We start from the raw sequence: 24872 nt of genomic DNA, 5'->3' as shown, positions 1-24872 counted from the left end.
AAACTGCGTGCATTGCAAGACGTGCGATATCAAGGACCCGACGCAGAATATCGTGTGGGTCACGCCTGAAGGTGGCGGCGGTCCGAACTATCCAAATATGTGAAGTACGAGCATCCATATTCAGCATGCCTTGCCAACGTTTCATAGATACGACCTTTTCATGTTCCCCGTACTAGTCAATATTTCTACCGCCGCGTGCGCTCCATTTCCTGCTCTGCTCCTGGAAAACCGGGTGATGGCATTGACGTACTGGCGCTCCGCCGGCCTGCGAGGAACCGGTTCGATGGCGGAGTTTCTCGATGAGTGGGCCGTCAACTCGGACATCCTCAGGCCGCTATGCCGTGCGGAATCCACACTGGACATCCTCACAAAACTCGGCGCCGATCACATTCCGTTCGAACTGCACGAGCCTGTTGCACCGCGGCAGGTCTATTGCACGATCGGCAACTATCGCAGTCAGCTCGTGCAGTCCGCCGTCGACGCAGACAATGGGCTTCCCTTCGACGACAAGCGTGACGCAGCGCTCGCCGCCATCGAAACGCGTCGCCGCGAAGGTGTGCCTTATGTATGCCTGAAAGGAGCTGCCTGCGTATCCGGCCCCTATGAGACGCTGTCTGTCGACGCGGGCATGTCCACACTCGACTGGGAAGCCGAGATTGGGGTCGTCATGGGCCGCGCCGCACACCATGTCGACGTAGCCCATGCACTCGATTACGTCGCCGGCTATTGCGTGGTCAACGACATCACCCTGCGCGAACGCGTGTTCCGGCAGGACGTGCCAACGCTCGGGACCGACTGGTTGCAGTCGAAGTCCCGCCGAGGCTGGTTACCAACAGGTCCGTGGCTCGTGCCCGCGTGGGAGATCGACGATCCGGCGACACTTCGTCCCTGGCTTCGCCTGAACGGCGACTTGATGCAGGACGGCATTGCGAGTGACATGATTTTCAGCATTGCTGAACAGATCGCCTATCTGTCGACCCAGACTCCGCTAAAGCCCGGAGACCTTATCTGTACCGGAACACCCGCCGGAATTGGCAGTCACTATGGCCGGTATCTACGCGCGGGAGACGTCGTGCAAGCGGGAGTACACGGCTTGGGATCGCAATGGGTTTTATGCACGGACTGAGTCATACCGCTTTTTGACACTGTGGGAATGAGGAGAAAAACCATGTCTGCTACCGTATTGCTGACTGATTACGCCTGGCCGGATGATGCGATTGAGCGCCGGGTCATCGAATCCGCCGGCTTCCAGCTCATTACAGGGCCGGCCTCGCCTGCACCAGAGTCCGAAATCGATGCGCTGGTCGAACAACACCAGCCCGATGCCGTCATGACCTGTTGGGCACAGGTGTCGTCCGCGGCGATTCGCGCCAGCGCCGGACTCAAGGTCGTGGCCCGGCTTGGCGTAGGCCTCGATAACATCGCAGTGCAAACAGCCACCGAACGTGGAATCTGGGTGACCAACGTGCCGGACTATTGCGTTGCCGAGGTATCCGACCATGCCGTGGGCTTCGCTCTCGCCTGGACACGTGGGCTCATCAGCTTTGACCGCGAGGTCCGGTCGGGGAGATGGAACCCGGCCGGCGCAAATCTCAAACGGCTCGCACACATGACCTGCGGGATCATCGGCTATGGCCGCATCGGTCACGCAACCGCCTGCAAGCTGAACGCCTTCGGTTGTCGCGTTCTCTCCCATACGCTGTATCCTCCCGCAGACATTCCAGACGTTCAGTTCGTCGGACTGGAAGACCTGATGTCGGAAAGCGACATTGTCATCGTGCACGCGCCTCTCACCGACTCGACGTTTCATCTGATCAACCGCGCAAGCCTTGCGCTAATGAAATCCGGCGGTCTGCTGATCAACGTGAGCCGGGGAGGCATCGTGGATACGGACGCTGTAGTCGAGGCGCTGCAGACAGGACAACTGTCAGGCGCCGCGCTGGATGTGCTCGAGATGGAGCCCAACGTGCCTGAAGCGCTTCTGTCGACTGGTGGCGCCATGCTGACGCCCCACGTCGCATTCTCGTCGGACGCCTCCCTCGCTGAACTGCGCCGGCGCGCAGCCGAGGAAGTGGTCCGTGTGCTGACGGGTGACCTGCCGGAACACCCATGCAACCAGCCTCAGCGCGCATAGGTGCGCCGAGGCAGCGAGCGGTCAATCCTGACAACCTGCATTGTTCGAATAAGGCTGCGATTGCCGCGATACTCTGGCCCAGGAGAAGCATGGCCCGGCCATCGACATCGCAACGTAGCTCTGGTTATCTGCTGAGGCAACATGAAATCTTCCGCAACAAACGCTCTTCCTGATGCCGAGTACACGGCGCTCATCACCTTTCTTGTCTCTCATGGGCAAATGGAGGCCAGCGAGAAACCGTTTTGCAGCCGACTGACCGGTGGCGTGTCATCGGACATCTGGAAAGTCGACCTGCCTGGCCGCACGCTCTGCGTCAAACGTGCCTTGAGCAAGCTTAAAGTCGCAGCAGAATGGGAAGCTCCCTTAACACGCAATGCCTATGAGTGGGCATGGCTGCAGTTCGCAGCGGAGCAGGCCCCCGACAATGTTCCACGCCCGATCGCACGGGATGCGGAGGCCGGGCTTTTCGCGATGTCTTTCCTGCCCCCGGCCCTTTATCCCATCTGGAAGACCCAGTTGATGGCTGGCCATGTGCAGGCGTCTGTAGCAGGCGAGGTTGGCACCCTCCTCGCCCGATTGCATGGGGCCAGCGCAGCTCGCCCGGAACTCGAAGCAAGGTTCGATTCGGTTGAGAACTTCAACGCGCTTCGCCTCGAACCCTATCTCGTTGCAACTGCTGCGAGGAACGTCGACGTAGCCGACGTGCTACTCGCAATTGCACAGCGCACCCGTGACACGCGCCTTGCTCTGGTTCATGGAGACGTAAGCCCGAAGAATATCCTTATCGGCCCCAACGGCCCCGTATTCCTCGACGCCGAGTGCGCATGGTATGGAGACCCCGCTTTCGACCTGGCCTTCTGCCTGAATCACCTATTGCTGAAATGCCTCGTGTTGCCTGATGCATGTGATGTCCTGATCGACTGCTTCACGAGGTTGGCCGAACAGTATCTTCAAAAGGTCAGCTGGGAACCGGCTGTAGACCTCGAAGCACGTGCGGCGAGTCTCCTGCCCGCCTTGATGTTAGCCCGTATCGACGGCAAGTCGCCTCTCGAATACATCACCCGTGACGATCACAAACGTCTGGTCCGCATAACAGCTTTCCGTTTCCTGCACGAACCCACTGCCAGGTTGATGGATATTGCAGATGCCTGGCGCGCCGCGTTGGCACCGGAGTCCTGAATTGCCGTGCCAGTGCGCAGAGCTTCCGCGCTCCGCCACCGTACCTGCGCGCTGGCACATAGGTCGGGCGGAACTTCAGAGTTCGCCAGCCGGTTGGTCTAACAAAACTGCGCTGCCTGAATCAACGTAGTGAATCGCCCGCGCAACGAGCCACGTTCTGAACGCCACCAATGCCGCGTCTTCAGATCTCTCGTCTGGAAGAATAAGAAAATATGGGCGATCGCTTGGATGGGTCCGGCCTCCGATAACGGTCAATTGTCCTTCAGCGAGTTCCTTCTCGATCAACAGTCGTGGAATGAGCGCGATACCCATACCCTGTATTGCTGCCTCCGCGTGCATCGAAAACAGCTCCAGCCGCGGGCCTGTCATATCGCCTTCGACCTGCAGGCCCTGCAAGGCAAACCACTGCCGCCACGCGTAGGGACGAGTACTCTGCTGCAATAGCGTGTACTTCCTCCAGTCCTCTTCCGGAATGTCCGCACCCGGTGCGATCAGACGCGGACTGCATACCGCCACCAGATCCTCATTCATCAGGAAGTGCCGGCTGGTTCCGGGCCAGGGTGAACGCCCAGGATGGATCGCCGCATTGAACGCGCTCTGCGAAAAGAGGAATGGCCGCGTCTGAGCAGAAAGATTGATCGTTATCCCGGGATGCAGCGCCGCAAACAGCGGCAAACGCGGCATCAACCATTTGGTGGCAAACGTCGGCACTACCGCGAGTTCAAGAGCACCGCGCGCGCCCCCCTTCGCCATCAGGTTCAACGTGTCCCGCTCCACTTCATCCAGTCGCTGCCGGACCTGACGGCTATACGTCAGGCCAGCCTCGGTCAGATACACACCTCGTTGCGTGCGGCGGAACAGCCTGACGCCGAGAAAATCCTCGAGTGCCGCAATCTGACGACACACTGCGCTTTGCGTGACGGCGAGTTCGTCGGTCGCTTTGGTGAAACTCTGATGGTTGGCAGCAGACTCGAACATTGTGAGTGCTGTAGTACTAGGAATTTTTCGTCGCATGCGTGGCACCAATGCCGGTGGTCCGGAGTACAGGTTTTGCACAGGCGAGTGCATATAAATTGGTTGTACAGAACTTATCCAATGCTTAACCTACCTGTTCCATAGCTGCCGCAGAGATACCTGTCATGACTTTACCGCACAAGCGCGTCGCGTTCCAATGGGAAGATCCCCTGCTTCTCAACGAACAGCTGGACGCCGAGGAACGAATGGTGCGCGATTCCGCCCGCGTCTACTGTCAGGAGCAGCTTGCGCCTCGCGTATTGCAGGCCTTCCGCAATGAACAGACGGACCCGGGGATTTTTCGCGAGATGGGCGCGCTGGGCCTGCTGGGCTCTACCATCCCCGCAGCCTATGGCGGAGCAGACATGAACTACGTGTGCTACGGCCTGGTGGCGCGCGAAGTCGAGGCGATCGATTCCGGCTACCGCTCGATGATGAGCGTGCAAAGCTCGCTCGTGATGGTACCGATCAACGAGTTCGGCAACGAGTCTACGAAGCAAAAGTATTTGCCCGGACTGGCCAGCGGCGAATTGATCGGTTGCTTCGGACTGACGGAGCCCAATCACGGTTCGGACCCTGGCGGCATGATCACCCGGGCGAAGAAGGTCGCGGGTGGCTACTCGCTGACCGGCGCGAAGATGTGGATCACGAATAGCCCGATTGCCGACGTGTTTGTCGTGTGGGCAAAGGATGACGAGGGCGCCATTCGCGGCTTCGTGCTGGAGAAAGGCTGGAAGGGACTCTCTGCGCCGGCAATCCACGGCAAGGTCGGACTGCGCGCCAGCATCACCGGCGAGATCGTGATGGACGAAGTGTTTTGCCCTGAAGAAAACGCCTTTCCAGATGTGCGTGGCCTGAAGGGTCCGTTCACCTGTCTGAACTCCGCTCGCTATGGCATCGCGTGGGGTGCACTAGGCGCAGCGGAAGACTGTTTTCAGCGAGCGCGTCAGTATGTACTCGATCGCAAACAGTTCGGCAAGCCGCTGGCTGCCAACCAGCTGATCCAGAAGAAGCTGGCGGACATGATGACCGATATCGCGTTCGGTTTGCAGGGCTGTCTGCGTCTGGGCCGCATGAAAGACGAAGGCACGGCGGCCGTCGAGATTACCTCGATCATGAAGCGCAACAGCTGTGGCAAGGCGCTCGACATCGCCCGGACGGCTCGCGACATGATGGGTGGCAACGGCATCAGCGACGAATTCGGCGTGGCCCGGCATCTCGTGAATCTCGAAGTCGTGAACACGTACGAAGGAACCCACGACATTCATGCGCTGATACTCGGTCGGGCTATCACGAACATTGCTGCTTTCTAGTCCGCACGATCATGACCAACTTCACCGAAGCGCTATCAGGTCTGCGGGTCCTTGACCTGTCGCGCGTATTGGCCGGGCCGTGGGCGGGTCAGCTATTAGCGGACCTGGGTGCCGATGTCGTCAAGGTCGAACGCCCGAACACCGGCGACGATACCCGGGCCTGGGGGCCGCCGTGGCTTGAAGATGCAGAGGGACACTCAAGCGGCCAGTCGGCTTACTATCTCAGCGCGAACCGGAACAAGCGGTCCATTACCGTCGACATCGCACACCCTGAGGGCCAGCAACTTATCCGGAGACTGTCCACGGATGCCGATGTGGTCATTGAGAACTTCAAGGTCGACGGGCTTCGTCAGTACGAACTCGACTACGAAAGTCTTTCGGCGATCAATCCGCGTCTCGTCTATTGCTCCGTTACCGGGTTTGGTCAAACAGGGCCATCCGCCTCACGCGCAGGATATGACTTCCTTATCCAGGGTATGGGCGGCTTGATGAGTATCACAGGTCGCCCGGACGGCGAAGACGGTGCTGGGCCGCTCAAGGTTGGCGTCGCGTTGACCGATGTGATGACCGGCCTCTACGCAACCGTAGCGGTACTCAGCGCCCTTGCCGCTCGCCACAAGACGGGCCGCGGGCAGCACATCGACCTCGCATTACTGGACGTCCAGATCGCGTCGCTCGCCAACCAGGCGTCCAACTATCTGGTCGGCGGTACTGCGCCAGCACGCATGGGAAACGCTCACCCCAACATCGTGCCGTATCAGGACTTTCCGACCGCGGACGGTTACATGATCATCGCCGTTGGTAATGATCGGCAGTTTGCCGGTTTCTGCAATGTATTGGGCCATTCCGAGTGGGCCGAAGACCAGCGCTTCGCCACGAATCCTGCGCGCGTCAAGAATCGAACACGGTTAGTCGCATGGATTAACCGTGTCACAGTCGAACGGCCAACCGCCGAATGGGTCAGTCTGATGGAGATCGCAGGTGTCCCATGCGGCCCGATCAATACACTCGACAGAGTCTTCGACGATCCACAGGTCAAGGCGCGCGAGATGAGAATAGAGATGGCTCATTCCGTTGCCGGAACGGTTCCGCTCGTTGCGAATCCGATCCGGATGTCAGAGACCCCCGTGTCCTATCGTCGACCGCCTCCAACTTTGGGCGAACACACCTCCGAAGTACTGCAGTCGTGGTTAGGCATGGGAGAAGACGAGGTCCAGGCGCTCTGCGAACTCGGCGTCGTCTAGCACATACGGCAAGCACGGCTCGGCCGCTATTCCTGGGCCGATGCGTGCTTCGCGAATGCGGCCGAATACACGCCTCTCCCTATCACTGCAATTTTTACGAACTAGCCCCGCAAGCCAGAACAGATCCGGTTTGCTTCGCCTCAGTTCGATCTCGACCAGGCTTGAGTCCAGAGACGAGTGACAGGCGTGGAGGGAACCAGACTATGAGCAGCAAGCAGCGTCAGATGGCCAGGCAGGACGTTTCCCCTTGGCGACAAACCGTCGACCAGTTGATGAAACTCACGGCTCCCCGAAGAACCGGGAAATCCGTTGTCGGCGCCGTTGCGGTTGCACGCCGAACGGCTGCGCCGGCCGGGACTCGCCATTACGCCATTGAAGAGGTTCACGTTACTGTCCTCGATCGCCCCACTTCATTAACCGCAATCATCGCCTGGCGCGACCCGACAGAATGCAGATACGGCGAACAACGATGGCGCGGCGGAGTGGCCCGCGCGAGGGGAACCTGTGCGCTGACCGGCCGCATAATCAAGCGGGGCGACGCGATCTATCGTCCGCAACGAAGAGTTCCGCCACCTGCCAATGCAGGTGCCATGATTCTGTCTGAAGCGGTACAAGCGATTCCTCGAATGCGCTGACAATCGGCGTGGAGCCAGGTCAACTTGAATGTCAACCGTCTTGCGATAACTCAGACGGAGTTATTTCCGCACTGCGCGCCTTGGGCCGTCGATGCGGCTCAAGTCAATAACATCGGTACCTGGTACCTCTCGGGTCTGGTTGGCATCTGCCTTGATGACTCTGTCATCGATGGCCAAGTGCGGGCCACGACGTCGCGCTTTCCGCATTGTCTGCGCGACCGGTGTTCGTACGTTAAGGTCCGGGCTTTCAACGGACCAGGGGCACCTTGCGTGTCGGCTCGCAGTGGTGAGCCGTCGTTTGACCCGCCCGCGCAAATGGAGAGTCTGTCACGTCGCTCATTGAACCCTACACGGCTTATCGATATGGACACACTGCAATGTATGCGCATTTTTTCGAAGGTCGCTGCAGAAGGCGGCTTCGCTGCGGCCGCGCGCAAGCTCAACCTGACGACATCAGTGACGTCGCGGGCCGTTTCCTATCTCGAGAGTCATCTTGGTTCCCGGTTGCTGCACAGAACCACAAGGAACACAGCGTTGACAGAGGCGGGCGAGCGTTATCTGCATCGATGCCGGCAGATCCTCGCCAGCATTGATGAGGCGCAGGCAGAAGCGAATTCGGCGATGCAGCATCCGTCGGGGTGCCTGCGCGTGCATGCGCTTTCGAGCTTCGGACATCACCTTGTGGTGCCAGCCGTGTTGCGATATCAGGAGCAGTTCGACTCCCTCAGAGTCGAACTCACGTTGTCCGGCACCCTGCCGGACATGCTGGAGGAGGGATATGACGTATCGATCGTCGTCGCGCCAGGGCTGCCGGACTCGGAGCTAGTCAGTGTCAGGCTGGGCAGTATCCCGGGCATCATCTGCGCTTCACCGCGATACGTGGCGGACCATGGCGAACCCAGGACTCCGGAAGACTTGCGGACTCACCACTGTCTTCAGTTGGCAACGCCGGTGTTTCCGTTCAACAAGTGGATGTTCAGCGGGTCTGATGTTCCCTTCGCCGTCGATATCGGTGCCCCGCGCTATGCCGTCAATGTCATCGAAGCGCTCGAGCCCGCGGTCAGGAGCGGGCTCGGGATCGGCATTCTGCCTGCGGGAGTGGCCCTGCCCGGATTGACTTCGGGTTCACTTGTCAGAGTCCTGCGCGGCTATGACGTTCAGCCTGTTGTCGCCCATGCGCTGTATCAATCGCGGCGGTTCGTCGACGCGAAGATTCGTACGTGGATCGCGTTCCTTCGCGAAAACTTGCCCGCAACGTTCGAGGCGGACAATCGTGCGCTCGCCGCTATTGAGGCAGCCCCTGATCGCCGCTCTTCACTTTCTTCTGCAGTGGATACAAACGGCGGATTGGCGATCTAGTCGCCGATGTACAGCGAGTCGGAGTTTTCGAGGTAAAGCGACTTCGCGTGGGCGGCTGCTGCTCGTGATCCCACTTCTATCGAACCCGTAACCTTGCCGCCGTACGCCGTAGAAACGGCGCTGCCGTCTTGTGCTCCAACGCGCGCTTCGGCCGCCATCACGCTGGAAGGATAGTCGATGTCGCTGCTGGTGGGCGAATACCCGGATTTTTCGAGTTGGGCGATTTCTCCCTTGACTTGTGCCCGCGTGACGGGGGCGCTGTCCTGCGCGAACGCAACGATCGGTGCCGTGATGGCAGCTGCGGTGACAATGACTTGCATCAGCGATTTCATCATGACTGACCCCTTGGGTTGACTGCGATATCCGTTACCGGAAAATTTGCTGCGATCGGTAACTGCAGTGTAGTGACGCGGGGCATTAGGGTGAATACCTATGGCCTGGAAAGGACTGTTGCAAGCCACGGCGGTAATCTCCCCGAGAGCACACGCAGAAAATGCTGTCCGTCAGGGATCCTCAGCAAGCTCGCGTTGCAGGTCGCAGCTTGCCGCGCCGTCGACTGAAAAAATAGTGGCGTAGAGCTGCCAGCCATTCGACGTCGTGTCGGCCGCCCGAGCCCAACTCGCACAGGTTACGCAGACGCAATGCAATGCGTACTGCCGCCGGCTGCAGACGTTGGTTGAAAACGTTGGTTGAAGACGTCGCGAAGAGCGCGTCCGTGGGTTCCGAGGCCGCCGCCTCATGAAAATCGGCGATCACCGTCAGCTACACTGCAGAACGAAGCCTCGCGAGCTGTTGGCCCGGCATTCTGATGCAGCGCTGAGTCGCTCAGATCATAAGTCGGCGCTGTCCGCTCGCGAGGTCCCGACTCCGCTGATCTGGAGCGGGGCTCCGGTAACCGGAAGATGGGGACTCCGAGACAGCCGCGCTGCTTTTGGCTTCAGTGGTGAAACCCACGACGAGTGGTGGGCCGTCCTTCCAGACCGGACAACAGGACGCATTCTCGACCTATCGTGTACCAGTTGCGCGACGTCATGTCTTATGTGACTGAAGTCGCGAGGATTCCGGTCAAACACCACCAACGGCGCACGAAAGCAGATCGTATGGATGCGGTCACGCTGGTTACCAACCAGGGGGCATGGCTATACGTCGAACGCAACCGGATGCGTGTTGTTGTATATCGTCAGTGTAGGATGAAGCGGCCCGCCCGATCATGCGTGAGCGCGGACAACTGGCAAGGGAAGTACTAAGGCACCGCAGTGCAAACGCAAACTACTGTCGACGCCAGGATGCCGGGACGACGTCGACCATTATCACTTCGGCAGTCGCCGTGTCCGTGGGAACACGAGTGTTATGACAGTACACGGGTGCTGCCGAAACTGCATGAGCGGTGGCTGGGCAACCGGCGCACACGCTGTTGCTGAGTTGGCCTGATTACTTTTTTCGGGACCAGCCATCTGGAAGATGCCCGCATACGCGGCAAGGCGCAGTCGAACTTGGTCTGAGTCGAACCAGGACTCCGCAGCTCGCGGTGAGCAGTCGATCTATCGGCCCAGCGACTGTTCACCGTTCCCAAAAGATCTTCAAAACTTTACGCGAAGCCCTGCACTCGTCAGGAACTGCTTACCGGACGCCGACGGGCCGCCACTACCGCCGATGAACGCACCGCTGAAGATCGTTCCCGCAGCCCCGGTCACATGTTGATACTCGGCCATCAGATAGACATCCGTACGCTTGGAAAGCGAATACGCAGTCATCAGATTGAACTGATTCCACTTCGGCTTCGCATTGGCCGATGCATTGGAATACGTCCCATCCGTGAACGTGTACGATGCGGCGACCAGCAACGCAGGGGTAATCAGATATCGAATGTTTGCTTCGTAGTTATTAAAGGTCAGATCGGTCGGCGATCCGGTGGACGCGGGAGAAAGCGTACTACCACGATACACTGCGGTCGTATCGTTATAACGTGAGTGACTCCAGACCAGACCTAGGGTGGCCGCGCCAATCACATACGCTCCGCCGACACCCCAGACCTGTTGACGAGCCGCATGAAACGTTGCATCGCCCGACGTGGACGAACCGTCGAGTGCACCTGTCGCGCCATCTCCCGGATTATCAATGCGCATGTACGCAGCACTCAGGGTGACGGGCCCTCTGTTGTAGCTCGCCCCAGCACTGAACGCCCGATTATCCGCAAAATCCCCCGCCTTATTGGAGAAAGCGTATAGGCTGCCGAACTTCAGCCCGCTGTAATCGCTGCTGGCGAATTTTACGGCGTTGTCGAGTCGGAAAAAGTCTCCGAAGTTATCGTTGTCCATCGGATGCATGAATTCGAGTCCACCCACGAAGCTCTGCGCCAGACTTCGGGGCGCAAGGTAGTCGACCACGGAATCGTACTGGCGTCCGAGCGTGACAGCGCCGTAGGGATTGGACACACCCACCCATGCCTGCCGACCAAACAGGCGCCCCCCCTGCTGAAGACCGCCATTGGTTCCTGTAAAGCCGTTTTCAAGCTTGAAGATGGCCTGGAGACCTCCGCCCAGATCCTCGTTGCCTGTCAAACCCCAGCGGTTGCCGACGATGTTTCCGGAGGATGCAAATACATTGCTTCGACCTGCGCCAGTTGCTGTGCGCTGATTGCTTACATACGAAACGCCATTGTCGATCAATCCGTAGAGCGTAACTGAGCTTTGGGCCTGAGCCGCAGCGCATATGCACCCACTGACCGCAAGTGCGAGTTGCCTTTTCATTCGTTGTCTCCTGGTAGTTGTCATGTTGACGTTGTTTGATTGGGTATTACGCTTTCCCTCTAATGGGAAATCCGGCGCTGTTTCCCCTGTGCATCGTGTTGACCTCGGGTCAAACGCGGCAACATTGACGTGAGCGAATCACTCCGATCGAAAAAGTGATGCTTCAGCGCCATGAGAACATGCCCGCATACGAGAATTGCAATTGCGTAGGCGAACGAGATGTGCATCTGCTTGAGCATCGGCGACAGACCCGGCGTTTTCGCCATCAGAGGCGGAAGATAGAACAGGCCGGCGACCGGAATCTTGTAGCCGGCAGCGGAACTCCACAGCCAACCGGAGAGTGGCAGTGCAACCATGCAGATGTAAAGCAGCAGATGTCCCACCCGCGCGGCCATGCGTTCCAGCGAGGGCACGTCGCATGACGCGGCAGGCGCACCGTGTATGAGCCGCCAGGGGATGCGCGCAGCCAGCAGGAACAGCGTGACCGTCGCAATTGACTTGTGCAGCATGATGCTGTCGGCCTGGATTTTTTGCGGCAGACTAAGCGTACTGGAGTAGTAGCCCGCAACCCAGGCTGTGATGATCACGATGGCCATTGCCCAATGGAGGGCCTTTGCGACGGACGTGTATTGTCTCCTTTCCACTTCTATCTCCTTTCGTAGTACTAACATAACTACATGTTGTTATTCTCTTCAGTTCCTGCTGGACCATGGAGAATCCAGCAGGAAGCGTGACCGATGCTTAGGGAATCACGACGTAGTTGCTGAACCCGCCGTCGCGGTCCTTCAGCCCTGAAATCGCTTCGTTGACGTCCGCAAGCGGGAAGCGGCGGGTTTCCAGGTATGAGAGATCAATGGTGCGCGTACGCACCATCTCAGCCATCTCCTGTCCCTGCGCCGCGGTAAACCAGTTTGACCCGATCAACTGGACCTGTTCGTCCATCAGCCACTTCACGTCAATAGGCAGGTCCTCCGCAACCCCACCCACATTGACTACCTTGCCACCACGCCTCACGCCTTTCATCGAATCAAGCATGGTCGAGGCAGGTGCCTTTGCTCCTAGCGCACTGATGACGAAATCCGCGCCCTCCCCTCCGGTCAGCGATTTCGCCCATTCGCCAGTGGATCTTTCGCCGAGCGGGATCACCTCGATGCGATCGGGGGCAAGTGCTTTCACACGTTGCAACAGTCGCTCGTCCCGGCCAGTGCCAAGGATTCGTGAAAGTCCCATCGCCAGGCCCAGCACAGTAGACGCGACTCCCAACGTTCCGGTAATGCCGTCGATCAGCGCGACCTGGCCCGGTCCGGCGCCCGCATTCTTCAATGCTCCATAGGAAGTACCCAGATAGCCGAATCTGCCCGCCTGCTCGAAGGTCAGGTTATCGGGAATGTTGACGATCGCGTACTCTGGCGCCGTCATGTACTCCGAGAAACCGCCGTACGGATACAAATCGAAGATTTTCTGGCCGTCACGGCTGGTACTGAAATAGCCGTTGAGCGTGAAGTACCGGCAGTGGCTCCGATGGCCGGACCGGCAAGCCGAACACGACCCACACGAACGCAACGGACTAACGTAGACGCGATCACCTGGCTTCGCGTTAATGACGGCCTCACCGACCTCCTCGATCACGCCGGCCGGGTCCAGCCCGAAAATGGCAGGAAACTTCGGCAACGGCTGGTGCGGGAACCACGTCATCCAGTTGTTGATCACGTTCGCCATGTTGGGAACGATGCCGCAGGCCTTGACCCGCACCAGCACATCGTTAGGACGCGGCTTAGGCACGGGAATCGTGTCCAGTGTCATCGGTGTACCAAGGGCGTGCAGCCGGGCTGCAACCATCGTCTTTTCCATACTAAACCTCTTGCTAATGAATCAAATTGCGCACGGCCAGTGCATGATGTGGGGCTAGCCAGCGTTTTGTATGTGCCCGCGACCGGCGTCCCGTACACGCCTCCTTCTGTGGCGTTGACGGGCGTTCACTACTCGACGGTCCGACGGATCCCGCAAACGACTGACAATGGACCTCGGACCTGGCTGGTCGCCGGGCTGGAATGCGTATACTCCGAACGGATCAGCGGTACCCGTCCTCGAGCTCGATGTCGAGCGCGCCCATGATCCGCACCCCCGAGTTGTACCAGGCAACCGTCAGCACAAGCTCGATGAGCTGACGCTCTGGAAGGAAAGCGGCCACCGCGTCCCATGTCTGGGCGCTGACGTTCACCACGCGCGTGGACTCCTCCGCGAACGCCATCACAGCACGTTCATGCTCATCAAAGAGCGCCGACTCCGCGTAGTCAGCAATTGCCTTCAACTGCTCTTCGCTGATACCCGCCTTCAGACCGTGTGACTGGTGGTGTGCAATTTCATACACCGACGCCGTGCAATGTCCAACGGTCAGGATCGCGAGTTCGCGAAGCTTCGGGCTCAGTTCCGATGCGCGCAGCGCGTTGGCATACGACAGGAACTGGTCCAGCACCGGAGGCGCGTTCGCGAGCGCGCTGAAGATGTTGGCCGTTGGGACCTTCCGCTCGCGTTCCAGCCTGTCGAAAAGCGCCTGATCAGCGCCGCTGTCCGAGCGACGAAGGTATTTGACTCGTGCCATTTTTAGTTGTCCTCTTCCTATAAGTTGTCTTTTGCCGAAAGCTGTTTCCGCACGTAGCTTTCGAGCGTTTCAGGGTTGGGTTTTTGCACAGCCGGGATGAGCGGCACCGCCTCAAATTTCGTGGCTTCGAAGTACCAGCGCGTCGGAGCGGGGAGCCCCCAGCGAACACTTGTGCTTAGTGAGCCCGCGTCCCAACGTACCGGCTCGATTTCGATGTCGATCGTTTGATAGTGACTATTGAAGATCTCGATGCGGTGCCCGTCGGGATCGCGCAGATAGACAAAGAGCATTCCGCCAGGGCCGTGGCGACCGGGCCCGCGCTCGACCTCGGTGCCGTATCCATGGATACCTGCGAAGTCACATGCATCAAAAATGTTGTGCGACTCCGAAACGGTGTACGCGAAGTGATGCAGACAGGGCCCTTCGTTTTCAACGATCGCCAGATCGAGGCACGTTCCCTTGCGGTACATGAACGCGCCAAGCAGCTTGTCCCCATGTGCCAGATACTCGGAATTCCGGAAGCCCAACCGACTGTAAAACTCGCAGAGCGCGTACGCGTCGGGCGCGAAGATCTGTACGTGATCGAGCCGTTGGGCATGAGCACCCTTGAAGATTTCGCGGTTCAGATACTGGCGCTCGCGGGTTTCCATCGTCGCGCACAGTTCGATCTTCGTGCCGATCGGATCGGAAACATGGAGTGTCCTGCCCTGATGCGCGACCTCGACCCACTCTGCGGGCAGTCCTTCAGACTTGAAAAACTGGTATGCGAGATCCAGATCTTCTTCAAAAAACACGCGGAAACCGAGCCGCTTGCACGTCGCTTCGCCGTTGGTCTGCACGAGCACGAGGCTATGGTGGCAGGCCTCCGCCAGCCCGCGCAGATAGCAGGTCTGGTCATCCTCGTCTGAAACAATCAAACCAATAACGTTGACATAAAACTCGCGGCTCTTCGCCAGGTCGGCGACGTGCAGCACCACATGGCTCGTGCGGGTGATGTTGAACGGCGGCCGGAGATCGACGGGTGGCAACATACGAACCTCTATCGTTTGAATGGGGAGAACTGCGCTAACGTTAGCACTAGACTATGATTGAAACGAAATATTGTCAATCAGGGCGAGCCATAATGATGCTTACGTTTGCATGCTATCGGACAGACTGCGGGACAGCAGCGAGATTTCCGCGGCTAGTCCGCCCACGGCGTCGCGTAGAAACTGCAGGGTCGCCTCATCGACGAGACAGCCGTTCTGAACCTTTCCGTGCACCCCTGCAATCACGACCTGCGGCCAGACGATGACCCGCGCGAGCATTCCGGTGAGCACCTCCCGCAGTTGTGCCTGGGCCCGCACGCCGCCGGTAAATGCCGGCGAACTGGTTACGATCAACACCGGCTTGCCCTTCATGGGAGAAGCGGATGCGGGGCGCGATGCCCAGTCCAGTGCGTTCTTGAGAACGCCCGGCATCCCGCAGTTATATTCCGGAGAGCAGACTATGAGACCGTCGCTGGCCTCGATTTCAGCCCTGAATTCACGAACAGCCTGCGGCGTGCCGTTATTCTCGAGGTCCGAGTCGTATAGCGGGATACCGTGCAGGGTTTTTACGCTTATTTCGATGTCCGCGGGCATCGAATCCTGCAGGGTGCGAAGCAACGCTGTGTTGTTTGACTCGCGCCGCAAGCTTCCCGATACCCCTAATAGCCTCAGGTCTGACATTATCGGTACCTCTTTCTTGACGTTAAGACGACGGGTCCTCTTGAGAGCTCCCGTAATACCTGTACCGCGGTATTCAGCGATGAAACGGCAACGCGGACCAACCACTGAAAACGGCCTGAGCGCCGAGAGACTCCTCGATTCTCAGTACCTCATTCCATTTCGCCATGCGCTCTGATCGGGAAAAGGAGCCAACCTTGAGTTGGCCAGCATCCCAGCCGACGCTCAGATGAGCGATCGTCACGTCTTCTGTCTCGCCGGAACGGGCCGAGACAATCGTGCCGAAACCGGCCTTCTTGCCTGCGAGGAGCGCCTCATGCGCCTCGGTGATCGTCCCCGCCTGATTGGGCTTGATCAGAACCGCGTTGGTGTGGCCTGCGGCGGCGGCGGCGGCCACGCGATCGGCATTCGTGACGAGAAAGTCGTCGCCAATAATCTGACAGCGGCTGCCGTACTCCTGCGCAAAAATACCGAATCCGGCTGGATCGTCCTCCGCCAATGGATCCTCGATCGACAGAATTGGATAGTTGGCCAGCCAGCCGCCAAGCATCTTCACCATTCCGTCCGTGTCAAGGCTACGTCCGTCCAGCGCCAGCGTGTAGTGTCCGTCGCGGCCAAACTCCGACGCTGCAATGTCCAGCGAGATGCCGACGTCCACACCAGGTCGCAGGCCTGCATGGTCGATTGCAGCAAGTACGGCATCAAGCGCTTCTTCATTGCAGTCGAATGCGGGCCAGTAGCCGCCCTCGTCAGCAACACCCTGTAATTTGCCGGCCTTTTTCATCAGCGCGCCTGCTGCGCGGTAAATCTCAGCGGTCCAGTCCAGTGCCTCGCTGAAGCTGTGCGCCCCTGGGCACATCACCATGAAGTCCTGAACGTCGACTCGGCGGGACGCATGGGCGCCGCCCCCGAAGATCTGGATTTCGGGCAGCGGGATGCGTACGGTCTGATCGCCGGCAAGGTATTGCCAGATGGGTTTCCGCACTGCAGCTGCCGCAGCGTGCAGGACCGCCATCGAGGTTGCGACCAGAGCATTGCCGCCCAGCCTCCCGCGGTTCGCGGTACCGTCCAGTTCCACCATGGCTTTGTCGATTGCCGCCTGGTGCAGCGCATCCCGCCCGGACAGCAGTTCCGCGATGTCGGCGTTAACCGAAGCGACGGCACGGCTCACGTCCAGACCGCCAAACGACACGCCCCCATCACGAAGATCCAGTGCCTCACCGCTGCCCGTTGATGCGCCGGCCGGCGCAATCGCGCGCCCCGTCGCGCCACATGCGAGCGTCACATCCGCTTCGACTGTGGGGCGGCCGCGCGAATCCCACACACGACGGCCGTGCACGCGGGCAATTGTTGTATCGGTCATAAATGGTCTCCAGTTGTTGACCCGGTTGCTTGAGAAATCGATGCTGGCGCAGCGTTGGCGGGAAGATTGCACCTTCGGGCGCCAAGCTCCGGCACTATCTGACCCCGACGCGCTGCGCGCCAATTAGCACGAAAGCGACGCTTGCCGTCTTCGTACTCCTGTTCCTCCACGCGTGTCGTGTACCGTTCTGGACGATGAGATCGTGCTGCCTGAGGTGGGTGACGCGCCCGTCGTCGAGCTCCAGCCAGATCTCGCCGTCGAGAACGATCCCGTAGTCAATGCTGGGCGTAATGTGCATTCCATTCGCCTCAAAGAGTTCGGCAAGTCCCGGGCTGATTTTTGCGTTTTCTTCGGCGGCAGCACGTGGGTCAAAATCGGCCGCTGCAAATACGCTGTCCGGAGGAAAAGTAACGACAAGGAAGCGGGTTTCGCCCATACCCGGGACCATGCTGCGGACAACCCCCGTGGGATCCATCCCATCAAACGGCAGCAACGCGGTCGCCGGCGTCGCCCAGACGAGACGCGACACCATTCCCGGGATGTGCCGGAACGCGTCAGAGCGTGGGGGAACGCCATCGAGAACCACCTGGGCGGACCCATCCAGCAAGTTGCCCGTTACCACGCGCCGGATACTGACCGGCAGCCCGCCGGGAATTTGCGATTCATTTTCCATCGTTGTCTCCATTTCATGCTTTCATCCGAAAATACCGCCCCGATCCTGCAGACGCTACAAACGGCGGCACATCCCAGCCTTGATCTGATACCTGTGTCGACCAATCCTGCCGCTCCGGATGCGCGTCGAGCAACGCAAGCTGGAAGCGCAGTGGCGTACAAGCAGGACATCCGCGCATCGATGTATCGCGTCCAGCCCCGCACAACGATCGTCACGACTCCCGCATGAGCGCAAGCCACCTCTACCGGTCTGACGTGGGCCCCAAGTGGCTCACGCTCAATTTGACCCGCCTTAGCGCCGGCCACGTACCGTTGCGCAAATTCGCAAGTACATAGTCGCGGAACACAACCGAGCTTTGCAGGTCAAGCGGTGCGAGACGGATGGCCCGAATATCCGGCAAATGAAGCAGCAGCGAACATGCTCCACGCACGACTGCGGAACCCGACGTAGAGTCGACAAGCAGGTGAATGGTCACGGAGCGCCACTCCTCGCCCAGCTCAAAATCCAGATCGTGCGCCGGAGGCCATGCGCGCAACTGCCTGATCTCCAAAGTCGATTGGTCATGTTTGAAATTAACTTAAATGCTAACGTTCGCATCAGTTTGCAGCGATCACAGCTCAATGTCAACGGGTTCATTGCCAACAATCGGATTGACACGGAGGATTCTTGAAGCTAACGTTAGCATTCAACTACTTTGGCGTGTGCATCCACTATGAAAATCGTTCGCTATCTGGCCGATGGTCGCGCTTATTACGGAATCGCTGGCGAGGAAGGAAGAATCGAGCGACTGCTTGGTACACCGCTACAGGACCCCCAGCCTAGCGGCCATGTCGACAATCTCAATTCTGTGCGGGTGTTGACTCCGATCGAGCGGCCAAGAGTATTCGGTCTGGGGTACAACTACCGCGCACACTCGCAGGAGGTAGGCAAGACGAGTCCCACGATACCGGTGCTTTTCATGAAACCGAGCACTACCGTTATCGGTCCCGGTGATTCGATTGTCTATCCGCTCGAAGGCCAGAATATCCACTTCGAAGGAGAACTGACTGTCGTGATCGGCAAAGAAGCGCGTCATGTAGCTGAGGCGGACGCACTCGGCTATGTGCTCGGTTATACCTGTGGCAATGATGTGAGCGACCGGGTTCTGCAGCGCCGTGAAAGCGAGTTTGGCTGCCTGCTGGTTGGCAAGGGCTACGACACGTTCGCACCTATCGGCCCAGTCATTGAAACGGCGCTTGATCCTTCCAGTCTGAGCATCGTTACCCGCGTAAACGGTGAAGTGCGACAGAATGGAAACACCGCGGATCTGGTTTTCAGCGTTCCGCAGATCATTGCTTATCTCAGCAAATACATGACCCTGCTCCCTGGTGACCTGATCATGACCGGCACGCCAGCCGGTGTGGGGCCCATCAAGGCCGGTGACGAGATCGAAGTGGAAATCGAGGGGATTGGCCTCCTCCGGAACAACGTGGTATCTGCCGCACTTGCGAAGTCTTAGCCCGACTGGAAGCGACGATCTCCGCAGCTATTCAACAGCAATCAACTGCCTCTGCGTCCTGTCAAGGACCGACAAGAGGTCCCGACCAGGTTTCAGTCATTTTTTGCAGCACGTCAGCACGCGCATCGCATTCATTCAGCGAACATCGAGGGGCTGAAAGGGGCTGACGACAAAACAGTAATACTCACCACTCTCAAGGAGAACTGATATGCAGGTAAAGTCAACCGTATGGGTAGGAGCGCTTTTAGCGGCCTCGCTGCCGGTAATGGTATTCGCGCAGGACCAACCGGTCAGCACACCGGCACCCGTCACGAAAGCACAGGCCAAGGCAGCAAGAAAGGCACAAAGCAAACAGGCGCGCGAGGCCAGGAATGCCGAACTCAGGAAACTCGAGCAGAACGGATATGGTCCGCAGGCCAACCCGCAGGATTACCCACAGAACCTGATTCGAGCGGAACGGAAAGCTGGCAATCAGGACGCGGCCTCCTCCCCTCCGCCCCGCTGACTTTAGCGTCACCGGAGGGCTACACATCGTAGCTCCATGCGGATATCGGGAGTGTCGGGTGACCGAATAAGTGTCTTGCTGACACGAGGTTACCGTCCGGCATCTTCACCTTCGTGCCGGCCGTGACGTAAAGACCAGCCTCGACGGAGACGTGGGCGGTCGTTATCCGGCTCATTTGCAGCAGTGCGTCGATCGCTGATCTCAACGCACGCGTGTTCGACCAGTTGAAGCACGTGCTCGAATGCGCTGGATCGAGTCTCGCGCCTGTCGCTCGAATGACCATCTATCTGGTCGACAAGGCCGACGCGCCGGGAATGAACCGCGTCTACGCGCGCTATTTCACGGCTCCACCTTACCCGAATCGGGCGACGGTGGTCGTCAAGGAACTGCTTGGCGAAAATTGTCGTGCATGCGATCAAGGCCTGACGCGAGACGATCACGGTAGCTTTACGCCAACGGCATAAGGACCCGATCGAGCGTTACCGTGCGCCGTATCTCGCCGCAACGCGATGTCATGCGATCTGCTGAACCCACTGACTCCGCCAACCCGGTGCCTCGAAGGGATCCGAAAAATACTGGGTCTCGTGAATGACCTTGCCGTCGCAGAACTCCATGATGCTTACCGTGTAAGCCGCTCGCCCCTCATAAGTGATGCTGTATTCCGTGACCCAGAGATTACCTTCTCCTTGAATCCGCCTGACATCAAAACCTGACGGTTTATCTGGATGATGACTCCGCAGTGCCTGCAAATTGCTTCGCCCGATGATTCGTTCACCTGACTGGGGATAGTCACAGATGGCATCATCATCGTAAATATCGTGTTCCGCGTCGAGATCGCCGACCGCCGACGCGTGCCAGTGCGCGTTCAGGACTTCACGTATCTTTTCTTCCTGCATGGCGTGCCTCCGGATACCGTTCACGTCTATCTATTGCGTACGCCGCGGAATAAACCCGGGGCTGCCCGTCTTGACCACTTCGTTGTACCTCTGCCTCGTCTCAATCCGGTTGATCTCGTCGAATGCGTCTGCCGGAAGCGCGGAGATATCGAAATTCTCTCGCGCGCGGGCCGCCGTTCTGGGGGTGGTGAGCAAAGCTCCGCCGCGCTGGATCGCCCAGGCAAGCAGTACCTGGGCCGGCGTCTTTCCAATTCGCGCGGCAATCTGCGAGATGACCGGATCCTCGAGCGGCCCCGGCCTGATTCCGTGACCCAATGGCGCAAAGGCCAAAAACACGATCTCTTTCTCCTTGCAGAATTCCAGAAGTTCCGTTTCTGGAAGATACGGATGTGCTTCGACCTGCACCACCGCCGGCTTGATTCGTGCCGATTCATAGAGAGGCCGCAACTCATTCAAACCGATGTCGGACAGTCCGATCGCCCGGCATCTTCCATGGTCGACGAGATATTCCATCGCCCTCCACGTGTCTAGCAAAGTCACACCTTTGTCGTAGATGACATCGCCGTTTTCATCGCGCGGATCCTGCTCATCTCCCGCTTGAAATGCGAACGGCGTGTGTATCAGATAGAGATCGAGATAGTCGACCCCGAGCCTTTCAAGACTTGCCTCGAAAGCCGGTTCGACGCGCTCGCGCCGATGATTGGAATTCCACAATTTTGTGGTCACGAAGATGTCTTCGCGCGCGATCCCTCCGGCAGCAAGCCCTGTCCGCAGAGCCTCGCCCACCTCGCGCTCGTTCCGATATCGCTCGGCACAATCGAAGTGTCGGTAGCCGGCTTCCAGCGCGTCTCTGGTAGCACTGGTAGTCGTAGCTGGATCGGGAATCAGCGTGCCGAATCCGAGCGCGGGCATACGGCCGCCTCCGTGATTAAGCACTATCTTTTTGCTCCGGAAATCGGAAGACTCCATCATGTCGATACCTCCGCATTATTTCATGCCCTGCGACGAAAGACCGACGCTTGGGCCCGCAATTGCGACGCCAGGTCCATGAACAGAAAAAACTTCAACGTACTCGAGTCGGATAGCCGCTTCATAGCGATTCCTGGCCGACGAATTCGTGAACTGCTTACACCGGGTTTCCTTACTTAACGGCATGTGAATCGCCGCCTCATTGGCAGGCGCGACTTCGTGGCTTTGGCAAAAAGTCGGAGTCGTGTCGACAACCTCAGCAAGTAGATTGGTGGTCGTGAAGCCTTTCTCTCTCAGGCCGGATTGATATTGAATGTGCGGAAGTTGAAGCCGTCGAATCGAATCGCGCTGATTCGCAACTCAGCCGCCGCCGTCAGGGTCGACTGGGCGCCAAACAGGTTTGCTTGCCGATCAAGTGTAGCAAATGAATCACTGGGCGGCAGCGGAAGGTTCCGGGAAAGAACGACATGCAGTTGGCGTGATTGCACTCCGTGCAACAAAGCATCCGTACTGTTCAGTGCTGATCAACTGTTGCGTGATCGAGGTCAGCACGACGCGCTTGTACCGCGATCCTGTTCGAATCCGCATCGCCGTGTCGAGCAAGATTGACGACTGTCTCCGGCGAGGCGACTCGACTTTGCAAATAGCAGGATTCTGGAAATTTAGCGTGGTGGCCGAAAATGAGCAGTAAGTGTCCCCAAACCATCACAGCTAGAGCGCCTGGTGAAAACCCATAGAGCGTAAAGTCCCCCCATCTGCAGTCGAAAGATGCCGGTCCTGCCAATTTTCTGGGTAAAGCATGAGCACATCACAAAAGGTTGTCGTCGTTACCGGCACATCGCAAGGCATTGGCGCCGAAGTCGTGAAGGCATTTCGAAAGCTCGACTACCGCCTTGTTGCGACCGCACGTTCGATCAAGCCGTCGGACGACGCGAATATCCTGACAGTAGCGGGTGATATCGGTGATCCGGCGACCGCCCAACGGGTCATTTCCGAAGGTGTCGCACGATTTGGCCGGATCGACACACTAGTGAACAACGCCGGCATTTACATCGGCAAGCCTTTCACCGAATACACTGCCGAAGACTACACCGCGGTAATGAACGTGAATGTCGCGGGCTTCTATTACGTCACGCAACTCGCGATCGCCGAAATGGAAAAGCATTCGAGCGGCCATGTGGTTAGCGTGACCACCAGCATCGTTGACCATGCGATCAGCGGCGTGTATTCGGTACTGGCAGCCCTGACGAAGGGTGGTCTGAACGCCGCTACGAAGTCTCTGGCGATTGAGTACGCCAGGAAAGGGATTCGCGTGAATGCCGTCGCGCCGGGGATTATCAGGACGCCGATGCACGCGCCGGAAACCCATGAAGCGCTGGGTGCCTTTCATCCGCTCGGTCGCATGGGCGAGATGAGCGATATCGCCAACGCAATTCTGTTCCTTGATTCCGCATCATTCGTCACTGGAGAAATCCTGCACGTCGACGGCGGCCAGAGTGCCGGGCGCTGAGCACCAAAGCGGTGTTGATGGACAGCACGGATAACGCCCAGAACAACCCCGAAGGCAGCTTCCGTGGCGACTATCACTCGCACCCTTATGGCGAGTTCAATCTGGTGATACCGCTCAATGAAGGCGCTGCGCTCGCATGTCCGAACGGCTGGTATTATGGCGGGTGGACGGCGCCGGCGCCGGGAAGTCACCACTTTCCGGAAGCCAAGGGCGGCGCTGTCATCTCACTCACTTTTCTGCCCGCGGGACGGATTGCGTTCGACGTCAAACCGCCGCAGCATTGAGGCACATCCAGTCTCACACCTGTCTACGCTTCGACAATGGTCACGTCATAGTTCTCGTCTTCGAAAGCGACGAGAAACTCTTCAGGCATCAGCCATGAATCGACGCTCACCATCTTCGTGTCAATGTCGACGTTGACCTTCGCGTCGGCGTCGACGGACTTCATCGCATGCTCAATCGTCGATACATCGTCTGAACGGATTTCGTTTTTCATCGAGAATTTCATTTGTTACTTCTCCAGTCAACAACGCTTGAATAAAGCAGAACCTATCGATTCATCGGCGTCGGTAGGTCCGCATATTGATTGTACTCACTACTCCGTTCGGCCGTCGCCGAAGCGTCGCGCCAGTTGTTGAGCGAGGCATGCTGTCTATTCCGGTGGCGTCCCCGATGCATCGCCTTGCTATTTGCGCCATTGATCTGCGGATAGGCTCGCCGCTTTAAACGCGCTGTAGCGACAGCGACGGTCCGTGTTAAACCACCGGCCCGACGCGGTTACCTGATTGCTCAGGAATCACTAAAGCGTGCCAGAAAAAATAGCTGCTCGCGCCGCTCCACCTTGCTGAATTTTTTGTTCTGTTGGCCGAATGGAAAAGGATCATTTCCAGGTAGGTACGTTGTGTCTATTGCTGCGCTGACATTGGCCGGATTTGTGAATGGAATGGACTGATACACGACCTTTTTAGCTTCAGGAGAGCAGACCCGTCTCCTAGAATTCATAAACCCAATGCGCGGCGGCAATGCGATAGCGAGCCGACTGGAACGAATGCAGTAAAGACCATCAGGTCATCGGATCGGGCTTCTTCGCGGAGCATCCGGGATCTTTGCGAACACCGGTCGTGACAGGAAGACGTCCCGATGAAATGCCCCATTAAACACTGGTAGCCGGACCCTTATGAACACCGCCAACCCACCGATAGCTGGAACAGGAGAAGCGAAGCCCGAGCCATCGCCGGCGCCGGTCTCTGTCCCCGGGACAGGCACTCCTGCACAGCAGACATCCACCGAAGCGACACTCCCCCTGCGCCTCGCTATCGGCCTGATCGGCATGTTGCTCGCGTCGCTACTGGCCATCCTGAACGAACAGGTCACCGCGGTGGCGCTCGCTGATATTCGCGGCGCGTTCTCGATCGGACGTGACGACGGGACCTGGCTGACCGCGCTCTTCGAGGCGACGAACGTAGCCACGATGGTATTCGCGCCGTGGTTCGGCGTGACGTTCACGCTGAAGCGATTCACA

Annotated in this window: 26 protein-coding genes and 2 pseudogenes; 15 read left to right on the top strand and 13 right to left on the bottom strand. The window is 58.5% G+C overall.

The features are described 5' to 3' along the window. The 4 genes from PQR42_RS43850 to PQR42_RS43835 all read left to right on the top strand — a co-directional run. Window positions 1-103 (top strand): 4Fe-4S dicluster domain-containing protein (locus PQR42_RS43850; protein WP_146610023.1); only part of this gene is annotated, 103 nt, incomplete at its 5' end. 132 nt (window positions 104-235) lie between these two features. Continuing rightward, window positions 236-1126, top strand: a complete 891-nt coding sequence (locus PQR42_RS43845; RefSeq protein WP_408495835.1) for a fumarylacetoacetate hydrolase family protein — start codon at window positions 236-238, stop codon at window positions 1124-1126. 42 nt (window positions 1127-1168) lie between these two features. Continuing rightward, window positions 1169-2134, top strand: a complete 966-nt coding sequence (locus tag PQR42_RS43840) for a C-terminal binding protein (protein ID WP_408220962.1) — start codon at window positions 1169-1171, stop codon at window positions 2132-2134. Window positions 2135-2275: 141 nt separating this feature from the next. Further along, window positions 2276-3313 (top strand): phosphotransferase family protein, encoded by a 1038-nt coding sequence (locus PQR42_RS43835; RefSeq protein ID WP_408220960.1) that lies wholly within the window; start codon window positions 2276-2278, stop codon window positions 3311-3313. Window positions 3314-3388: 75 nt separating this feature from the next. On the opposite strand, the gene PQR42_RS43830 is transcribed toward PQR42_RS43835, so the two are convergent. After that, entirely contained in the window at window positions 3389-4327 is a 939-nt protein-coding gene (locus tag PQR42_RS43830; protein WP_408393088.1) for a LysR substrate-binding domain-containing protein, read from the bottom strand. 125 nt (window positions 4328-4452) lie between these two features. Between PQR42_RS43830 and PQR42_RS43825 the strand changes: the two genes are divergently transcribed. The 4 genes from PQR42_RS43825 to PQR42_RS43810 all read left to right on the top strand — a co-directional run bounded on the left by PQR42_RS43825 (window position 4453) and on the right by PQR42_RS43810 (window position 8878). After that, on the top strand, window positions 4453-5640 hold the full coding sequence (locus PQR42_RS43825) for an acyl-CoA dehydrogenase (RefSeq protein ID WP_408393091.1): 1188 nt from the start codon (window positions 4453-4455) through the stop codon (window positions 5638-5640). Window positions 5641-5651: 11 nt separating this feature from the next. After that, window positions 5652-6884, top strand: coding sequence for a CaiB/BaiF CoA transferase family protein (locus PQR42_RS43820; RefSeq protein WP_408393094.1), 1233 nt, complete (start codon window positions 5652-5654; stop codon window positions 6882-6884). A 203-nt stretch (window positions 6885-7087) separates the two neighbouring features. Continuing rightward, a complete protein-coding gene (locus PQR42_RS43815) occupies window positions 7088-7519 on the top strand; it encodes a DUF3331 domain-containing protein (RefSeq protein ID WP_408393096.1) in 432 nt (143 codons plus the stop codon). Window positions 7520-7882: 363 nt separating this feature from the next. Beyond that, window positions 7883-8878: a LysR substrate-binding domain-containing protein gene (locus tag PQR42_RS43810; protein ID WP_408393098.1), complete on the top strand. Its 996-nt coding sequence runs from the start codon at window positions 7883-7885 to the stop codon at window positions 8876-8878. Here the strand turns inward: PQR42_RS43810 and PQR42_RS43805 are convergent. The 9 genes from PQR42_RS43805 to PQR42_RS43765 all read right to left on the bottom strand — a co-directional run bounded on the left by PQR42_RS43805 (window position 8875) and on the right by PQR42_RS43765 (window position 17972). Beyond that, window positions 8875-9339, bottom strand: coding sequence for a DUF4148 domain-containing protein (locus tag PQR42_RS43805; protein ID WP_408495831.1), 465 nt, complete (start codon window positions 9337-9339; stop codon window positions 8875-8877). The genes PQR42_RS43810 and PQR42_RS43805 overlap by 4 nt on opposite strands. 1119 nt (window positions 9340-10458) lie before the next feature. After that, complete coding sequence (locus tag PQR42_RS43800; RefSeq protein WP_408220944.1) at window positions 10459-11628, bottom strand: porin; 1170 nt, start codon at window positions 11626-11628, stop codon at window positions 10459-10461. Between the two features lie 59 nt (window positions 11629-11687). Further along, entirely contained in the window at window positions 11688-12299 is a 612-nt protein-coding gene (locus tag PQR42_RS43795; protein WP_408393103.1) for a cytochrome b, read from the bottom strand. Window positions 12300-12369: 70 nt separating this feature from the next. After that, on the bottom strand, window positions 12370-13479 hold the full coding sequence (locus PQR42_RS43790) for an alcohol dehydrogenase catalytic domain-containing protein (protein WP_408393106.1): 1110 nt from the start codon (window positions 13477-13479) through the stop codon (window positions 12370-12372). 220 nt (window positions 13480-13699) lie between these two features. Then, window positions 13700-14230 carry a carboxymuconolactone decarboxylase family protein gene (locus tag PQR42_RS43785; protein WP_408393108.1) on the bottom strand — a complete coding sequence of 177 codons (531 nt, stop codon included), beginning with the start codon at window positions 14228-14230 and terminating at the stop codon, window positions 13700-13702. A gap of 17 nt (window positions 14231-14247) precedes the next feature. Further along, window positions 14248-15261 (bottom strand): VOC family protein, encoded by a 1014-nt coding sequence (locus PQR42_RS43780; protein ID WP_408220936.1) that lies wholly within the window; start codon window positions 15259-15261, stop codon window positions 14248-14250. Window positions 15262-15360: 99 nt separating this feature from the next. Next, window positions 15361-15939 (bottom strand): NADPH-dependent FMN reductase, encoded by a 579-nt coding sequence (locus PQR42_RS43775; RefSeq protein ID WP_408393111.1) that lies wholly within the window; start codon window positions 15937-15939, stop codon window positions 15361-15363. A gap of 73 nt (window positions 15940-16012) precedes the next feature. After that, window positions 16013-17299, bottom strand: a complete 1287-nt coding sequence (gene eno / locus PQR42_RS43770) for a phosphopyruvate hydratase (RefSeq protein ID WP_408393114.1) — start codon at window positions 17297-17299, stop codon at window positions 16013-16015. Between the two features lie 94 nt (window positions 17300-17393). Next, window positions 17394-17972, bottom strand: a complete 579-nt coding sequence (locus PQR42_RS43765; RefSeq protein ID WP_408393117.1) for a cupin domain-containing protein — start codon at window positions 17970-17972, stop codon at window positions 17394-17396. A 712-nt stretch (window positions 17973-18684) separates the two neighbouring features. Here PQR42_RS43765 and PQR42_RS43760 point away from each other — a divergent pair. The 3 genes from PQR42_RS43760 to PQR42_RS43750 all read left to right on the top strand — a co-directional run bounded on the left by PQR42_RS43760 (window position 18685) and on the right by PQR42_RS43750 (window position 20439). Then, window positions 18685-19470 carry a fumarylacetoacetate hydrolase family protein gene (locus PQR42_RS43760; RefSeq protein WP_408393120.1) on the top strand — a complete coding sequence of 262 codons (786 nt, stop codon included), beginning with the start codon at window positions 18685-18687 and terminating at the stop codon, window positions 19468-19470. A 208-nt stretch (window positions 19471-19678) separates the two neighbouring features. Further along, window positions 19679-19975 carry a hypothetical protein gene (locus tag PQR42_RS43755; protein WP_408220926.1) on the top strand — a complete coding sequence of 99 codons (297 nt, stop codon included), beginning with the start codon at window positions 19679-19681 and terminating at the stop codon, window positions 19973-19975. Window positions 19976-20139: 164 nt separating this feature from the next. Then, window positions 20140-20439, top strand: coding sequence for a RidA family protein (locus PQR42_RS43750; protein ID WP_408220966.1), 300 nt, complete (start codon window positions 20140-20142; stop codon window positions 20437-20439). Window positions 20440-20487: 48 nt separating this feature from the next. Here PQR42_RS43750 and PQR42_RS43745 read toward each other — a convergent pair whose 3' ends face one another. Continuing rightward, entirely contained in the window at window positions 20488-20871 is a 384-nt protein-coding gene (locus tag PQR42_RS43745; protein WP_408220924.1) for a nuclear transport factor 2 family protein, read from the bottom strand. Between the two features lie 30 nt (window positions 20872-20901). Next, window positions 20902-21843: an aldo/keto reductase gene (locus PQR42_RS43740; RefSeq protein ID WP_408220922.1), complete on the bottom strand. Its 942-nt coding sequence runs from the start codon at window positions 21841-21843 to the stop codon at window positions 20902-20904. 421 nt (window positions 21844-22264) lie between these two features. On the opposite strand from PQR42_RS43740, the gene PQR42_RS43735 reads away from it, so the two are divergent. From PQR42_RS43735 to PQR42_RS43725, 3 genes and pseudogenes are all read left to right on the top strand, one after another. Then, window positions 22265-22531 (top strand): hypothetical protein, encoded by a 267-nt coding sequence (locus PQR42_RS43735; protein WP_408393123.1) that lies wholly within the window; start codon window positions 22265-22267, stop codon window positions 22529-22531. Between the two features lie 108 nt (window positions 22532-22639). Continuing rightward, window positions 22640-23350 carry an SDR family NAD(P)-dependent oxidoreductase gene (locus PQR42_RS43730; RefSeq protein ID WP_408393126.1) on the top strand — a complete coding sequence of 237 codons (711 nt, stop codon included), beginning with the start codon at window positions 22640-22642 and terminating at the stop codon, window positions 23348-23350. Further along, window positions 23350-23634 (top strand): annotated as a pseudogene (locus PQR42_RS43725) (4-hydroxylaminobenzoate lyase); the annotation flags it as partial. The gene PQR42_RS43730 and the pseudogene PQR42_RS43725, both read left to right, overlap by 1 nt. A gap of 23 nt (window positions 23635-23657) precedes the next feature. Here PQR42_RS43725 and PQR42_RS43720 read toward each other — a convergent pair. After that, the gene (locus PQR42_RS43720) at window positions 23658-23858 is read right to left on the bottom strand and encodes a copper chaperone (protein ID WP_408220916.1); all 201 of its coding nucleotides are present in this window, start codon (window positions 23856-23858) and stop codon (window positions 23658-23660) included. Window positions 23859-24527: 669 nt separating this feature from the next. On the opposite strand from PQR42_RS43720, the pseudogene PQR42_RS43715 reads away from it, so the two are divergent. Beyond that, window positions 24528-24872, top strand: a pseudogene (locus PQR42_RS43715) (MFS transporter); the annotation flags it as partial.

Source organism: Paraburkholderia sediminicola, from assembly GCF_046027355.1.
Taxonomy (GTDB): Bacteria; Pseudomonadota; Gammaproteobacteria; order Burkholderiales; family Burkholderiaceae; genus Paraburkholderia; species Paraburkholderia sediminicola_B.
Note: the sequence above shows the minus strand (reverse complement) of the source record. Positions and strands in the feature narration are given on the sequence as shown.

What these genes read in the sequence shown, in the direction of transcription:
- PQR42_RS43845 (WP_408495835.1), top strand. Translation starts at nt 236, where the DNA reads ATGGCATTGACGTACTGGCGCTCCGCCGGCCTGCGAGGAACCGGTTCG.
- PQR42_RS43840 (WP_408220962.1), top strand. Translation starts at nt 1,169, where the DNA reads ATGTCTGCTACCGTATTGCTGACTGATTACGCCTGGCCGGATGATGCG.
- PQR42_RS43835 (WP_408220960.1), top strand. Translation starts at nt 2,276, where the DNA reads ATGAAATCTTCCGCAACAAACGCTCTTCCTGATGCCGAGTACACGGCG.
- PQR42_RS43830 (WP_408393088.1), bottom strand. Translation starts at nt 4,327, where the DNA reads ATGCGACGAAAAATTCCTAGTACTACAGCACTCACAATGTTCGAGTCT.
- PQR42_RS43825 (WP_408393091.1), top strand. Translation starts at nt 4,453, where the DNA reads ATGACTTTACCGCACAAGCGCGTCGCGTTCCAATGGGAAGATCCCCTG.
- PQR42_RS43820 (WP_408393094.1), top strand. Translation starts at nt 5,652, where the DNA reads ATGACCAACTTCACCGAAGCGCTATCAGGTCTGCGGGTCCTTGACCTG.
- PQR42_RS43815 (WP_408393096.1), top strand. Translation starts at nt 7,088, where the DNA reads ATGAGCAGCAAGCAGCGTCAGATGGCCAGGCAGGACGTTTCCCCTTGG.
- PQR42_RS43810 (WP_408393098.1), top strand. Translation starts at nt 7,883, where the DNA reads ATGGACACACTGCAATGTATGCGCATTTTTTCGAAGGTCGCTGCAGAA.
- PQR42_RS43800 (WP_408220944.1), bottom strand. Translation starts at nt 11,628, where the DNA reads ATGAAAAGGCAACTCGCACTTGCGGTCAGTGGGTGCATATGCGCTGCG.
- PQR42_RS43795 (WP_408393103.1), bottom strand. Translation starts at nt 12,299, where the DNA reads ATGTTAGTACTACGAAAGGAGATAGAAGTGGAAAGGAGACAATACACG.
- PQR42_RS43790 (WP_408393106.1), bottom strand. Translation starts at nt 13,479, where the DNA reads ATGGAAAAGACGATGGTTGCAGCCCGGCTGCACGCCCTTGGTACACCG.
- PQR42_RS43785 (WP_408393108.1), bottom strand. Translation starts at nt 14,230, where the DNA reads ATGGCACGAGTCAAATACCTTCGTCGCTCGGACAGCGGCGCTGATCAG.
- PQR42_RS43780 (WP_408220936.1), bottom strand. Translation starts at nt 15,261, where the DNA reads ATGTTGCCACCCGTCGATCTCCGGCCGCCGTTCAACATCACCCGCACG.
- PQR42_RS43775 (WP_408393111.1), bottom strand. Translation starts at nt 15,939, where the DNA reads ATGTCAGACCTGAGGCTATTAGGGGTATCGGGAAGCTTGCGGCGCGAG.
- eno (WP_408393114.1), bottom strand. Translation starts at nt 17,299, where the DNA reads ATGACCGATACAACAATTGCCCGCGTGCACGGCCGTCGTGTGTGGGAT.
- PQR42_RS43765 (WP_408393117.1), bottom strand. Translation starts at nt 17,972, where the DNA reads ATGGAAAATGAATCGCAAATTCCCGGCGGGCTGCCGGTCAGTATCCGG.
- PQR42_RS43760 (WP_408393120.1), top strand. Translation starts at nt 18,685, where the DNA reads ATGAAAATCGTTCGCTATCTGGCCGATGGTCGCGCTTATTACGGAATC.
- PQR42_RS43755 (WP_408220926.1), top strand. Translation starts at nt 19,679, where the DNA reads ATGCAGGTAAAGTCAACCGTATGGGTAGGAGCGCTTTTAGCGGCCTCG.
- PQR42_RS43745 (WP_408220924.1), bottom strand. Translation starts at nt 20,871, where the DNA reads ATGCAGGAAGAAAAGATACGTGAAGTCCTGAACGCGCACTGGCACGCG.
- PQR42_RS43740 (WP_408220922.1), bottom strand. Translation starts at nt 21,843, where the DNA reads ATGATGGAGTCTTCCGATTTCCGGAGCAAAAAGATAGTGCTTAATCAC.
- PQR42_RS43735 (WP_408393123.1), top strand. Translation starts at nt 22,265, where the DNA reads ATGAATCACTGGGCGGCAGCGGAAGGTTCCGGGAAAGAACGACATGCA.
- PQR42_RS43730 (WP_408393126.1), top strand. Translation starts at nt 22,640, where the DNA reads ATGAGCACATCACAAAAGGTTGTCGTCGTTACCGGCACATCGCAAGGC.
- PQR42_RS43720 (WP_408220916.1), bottom strand. Translation starts at nt 23,858, where the DNA reads ATGAAATTCTCGATGAAAAACGAAATCCGTTCAGACGATGTATCGACG.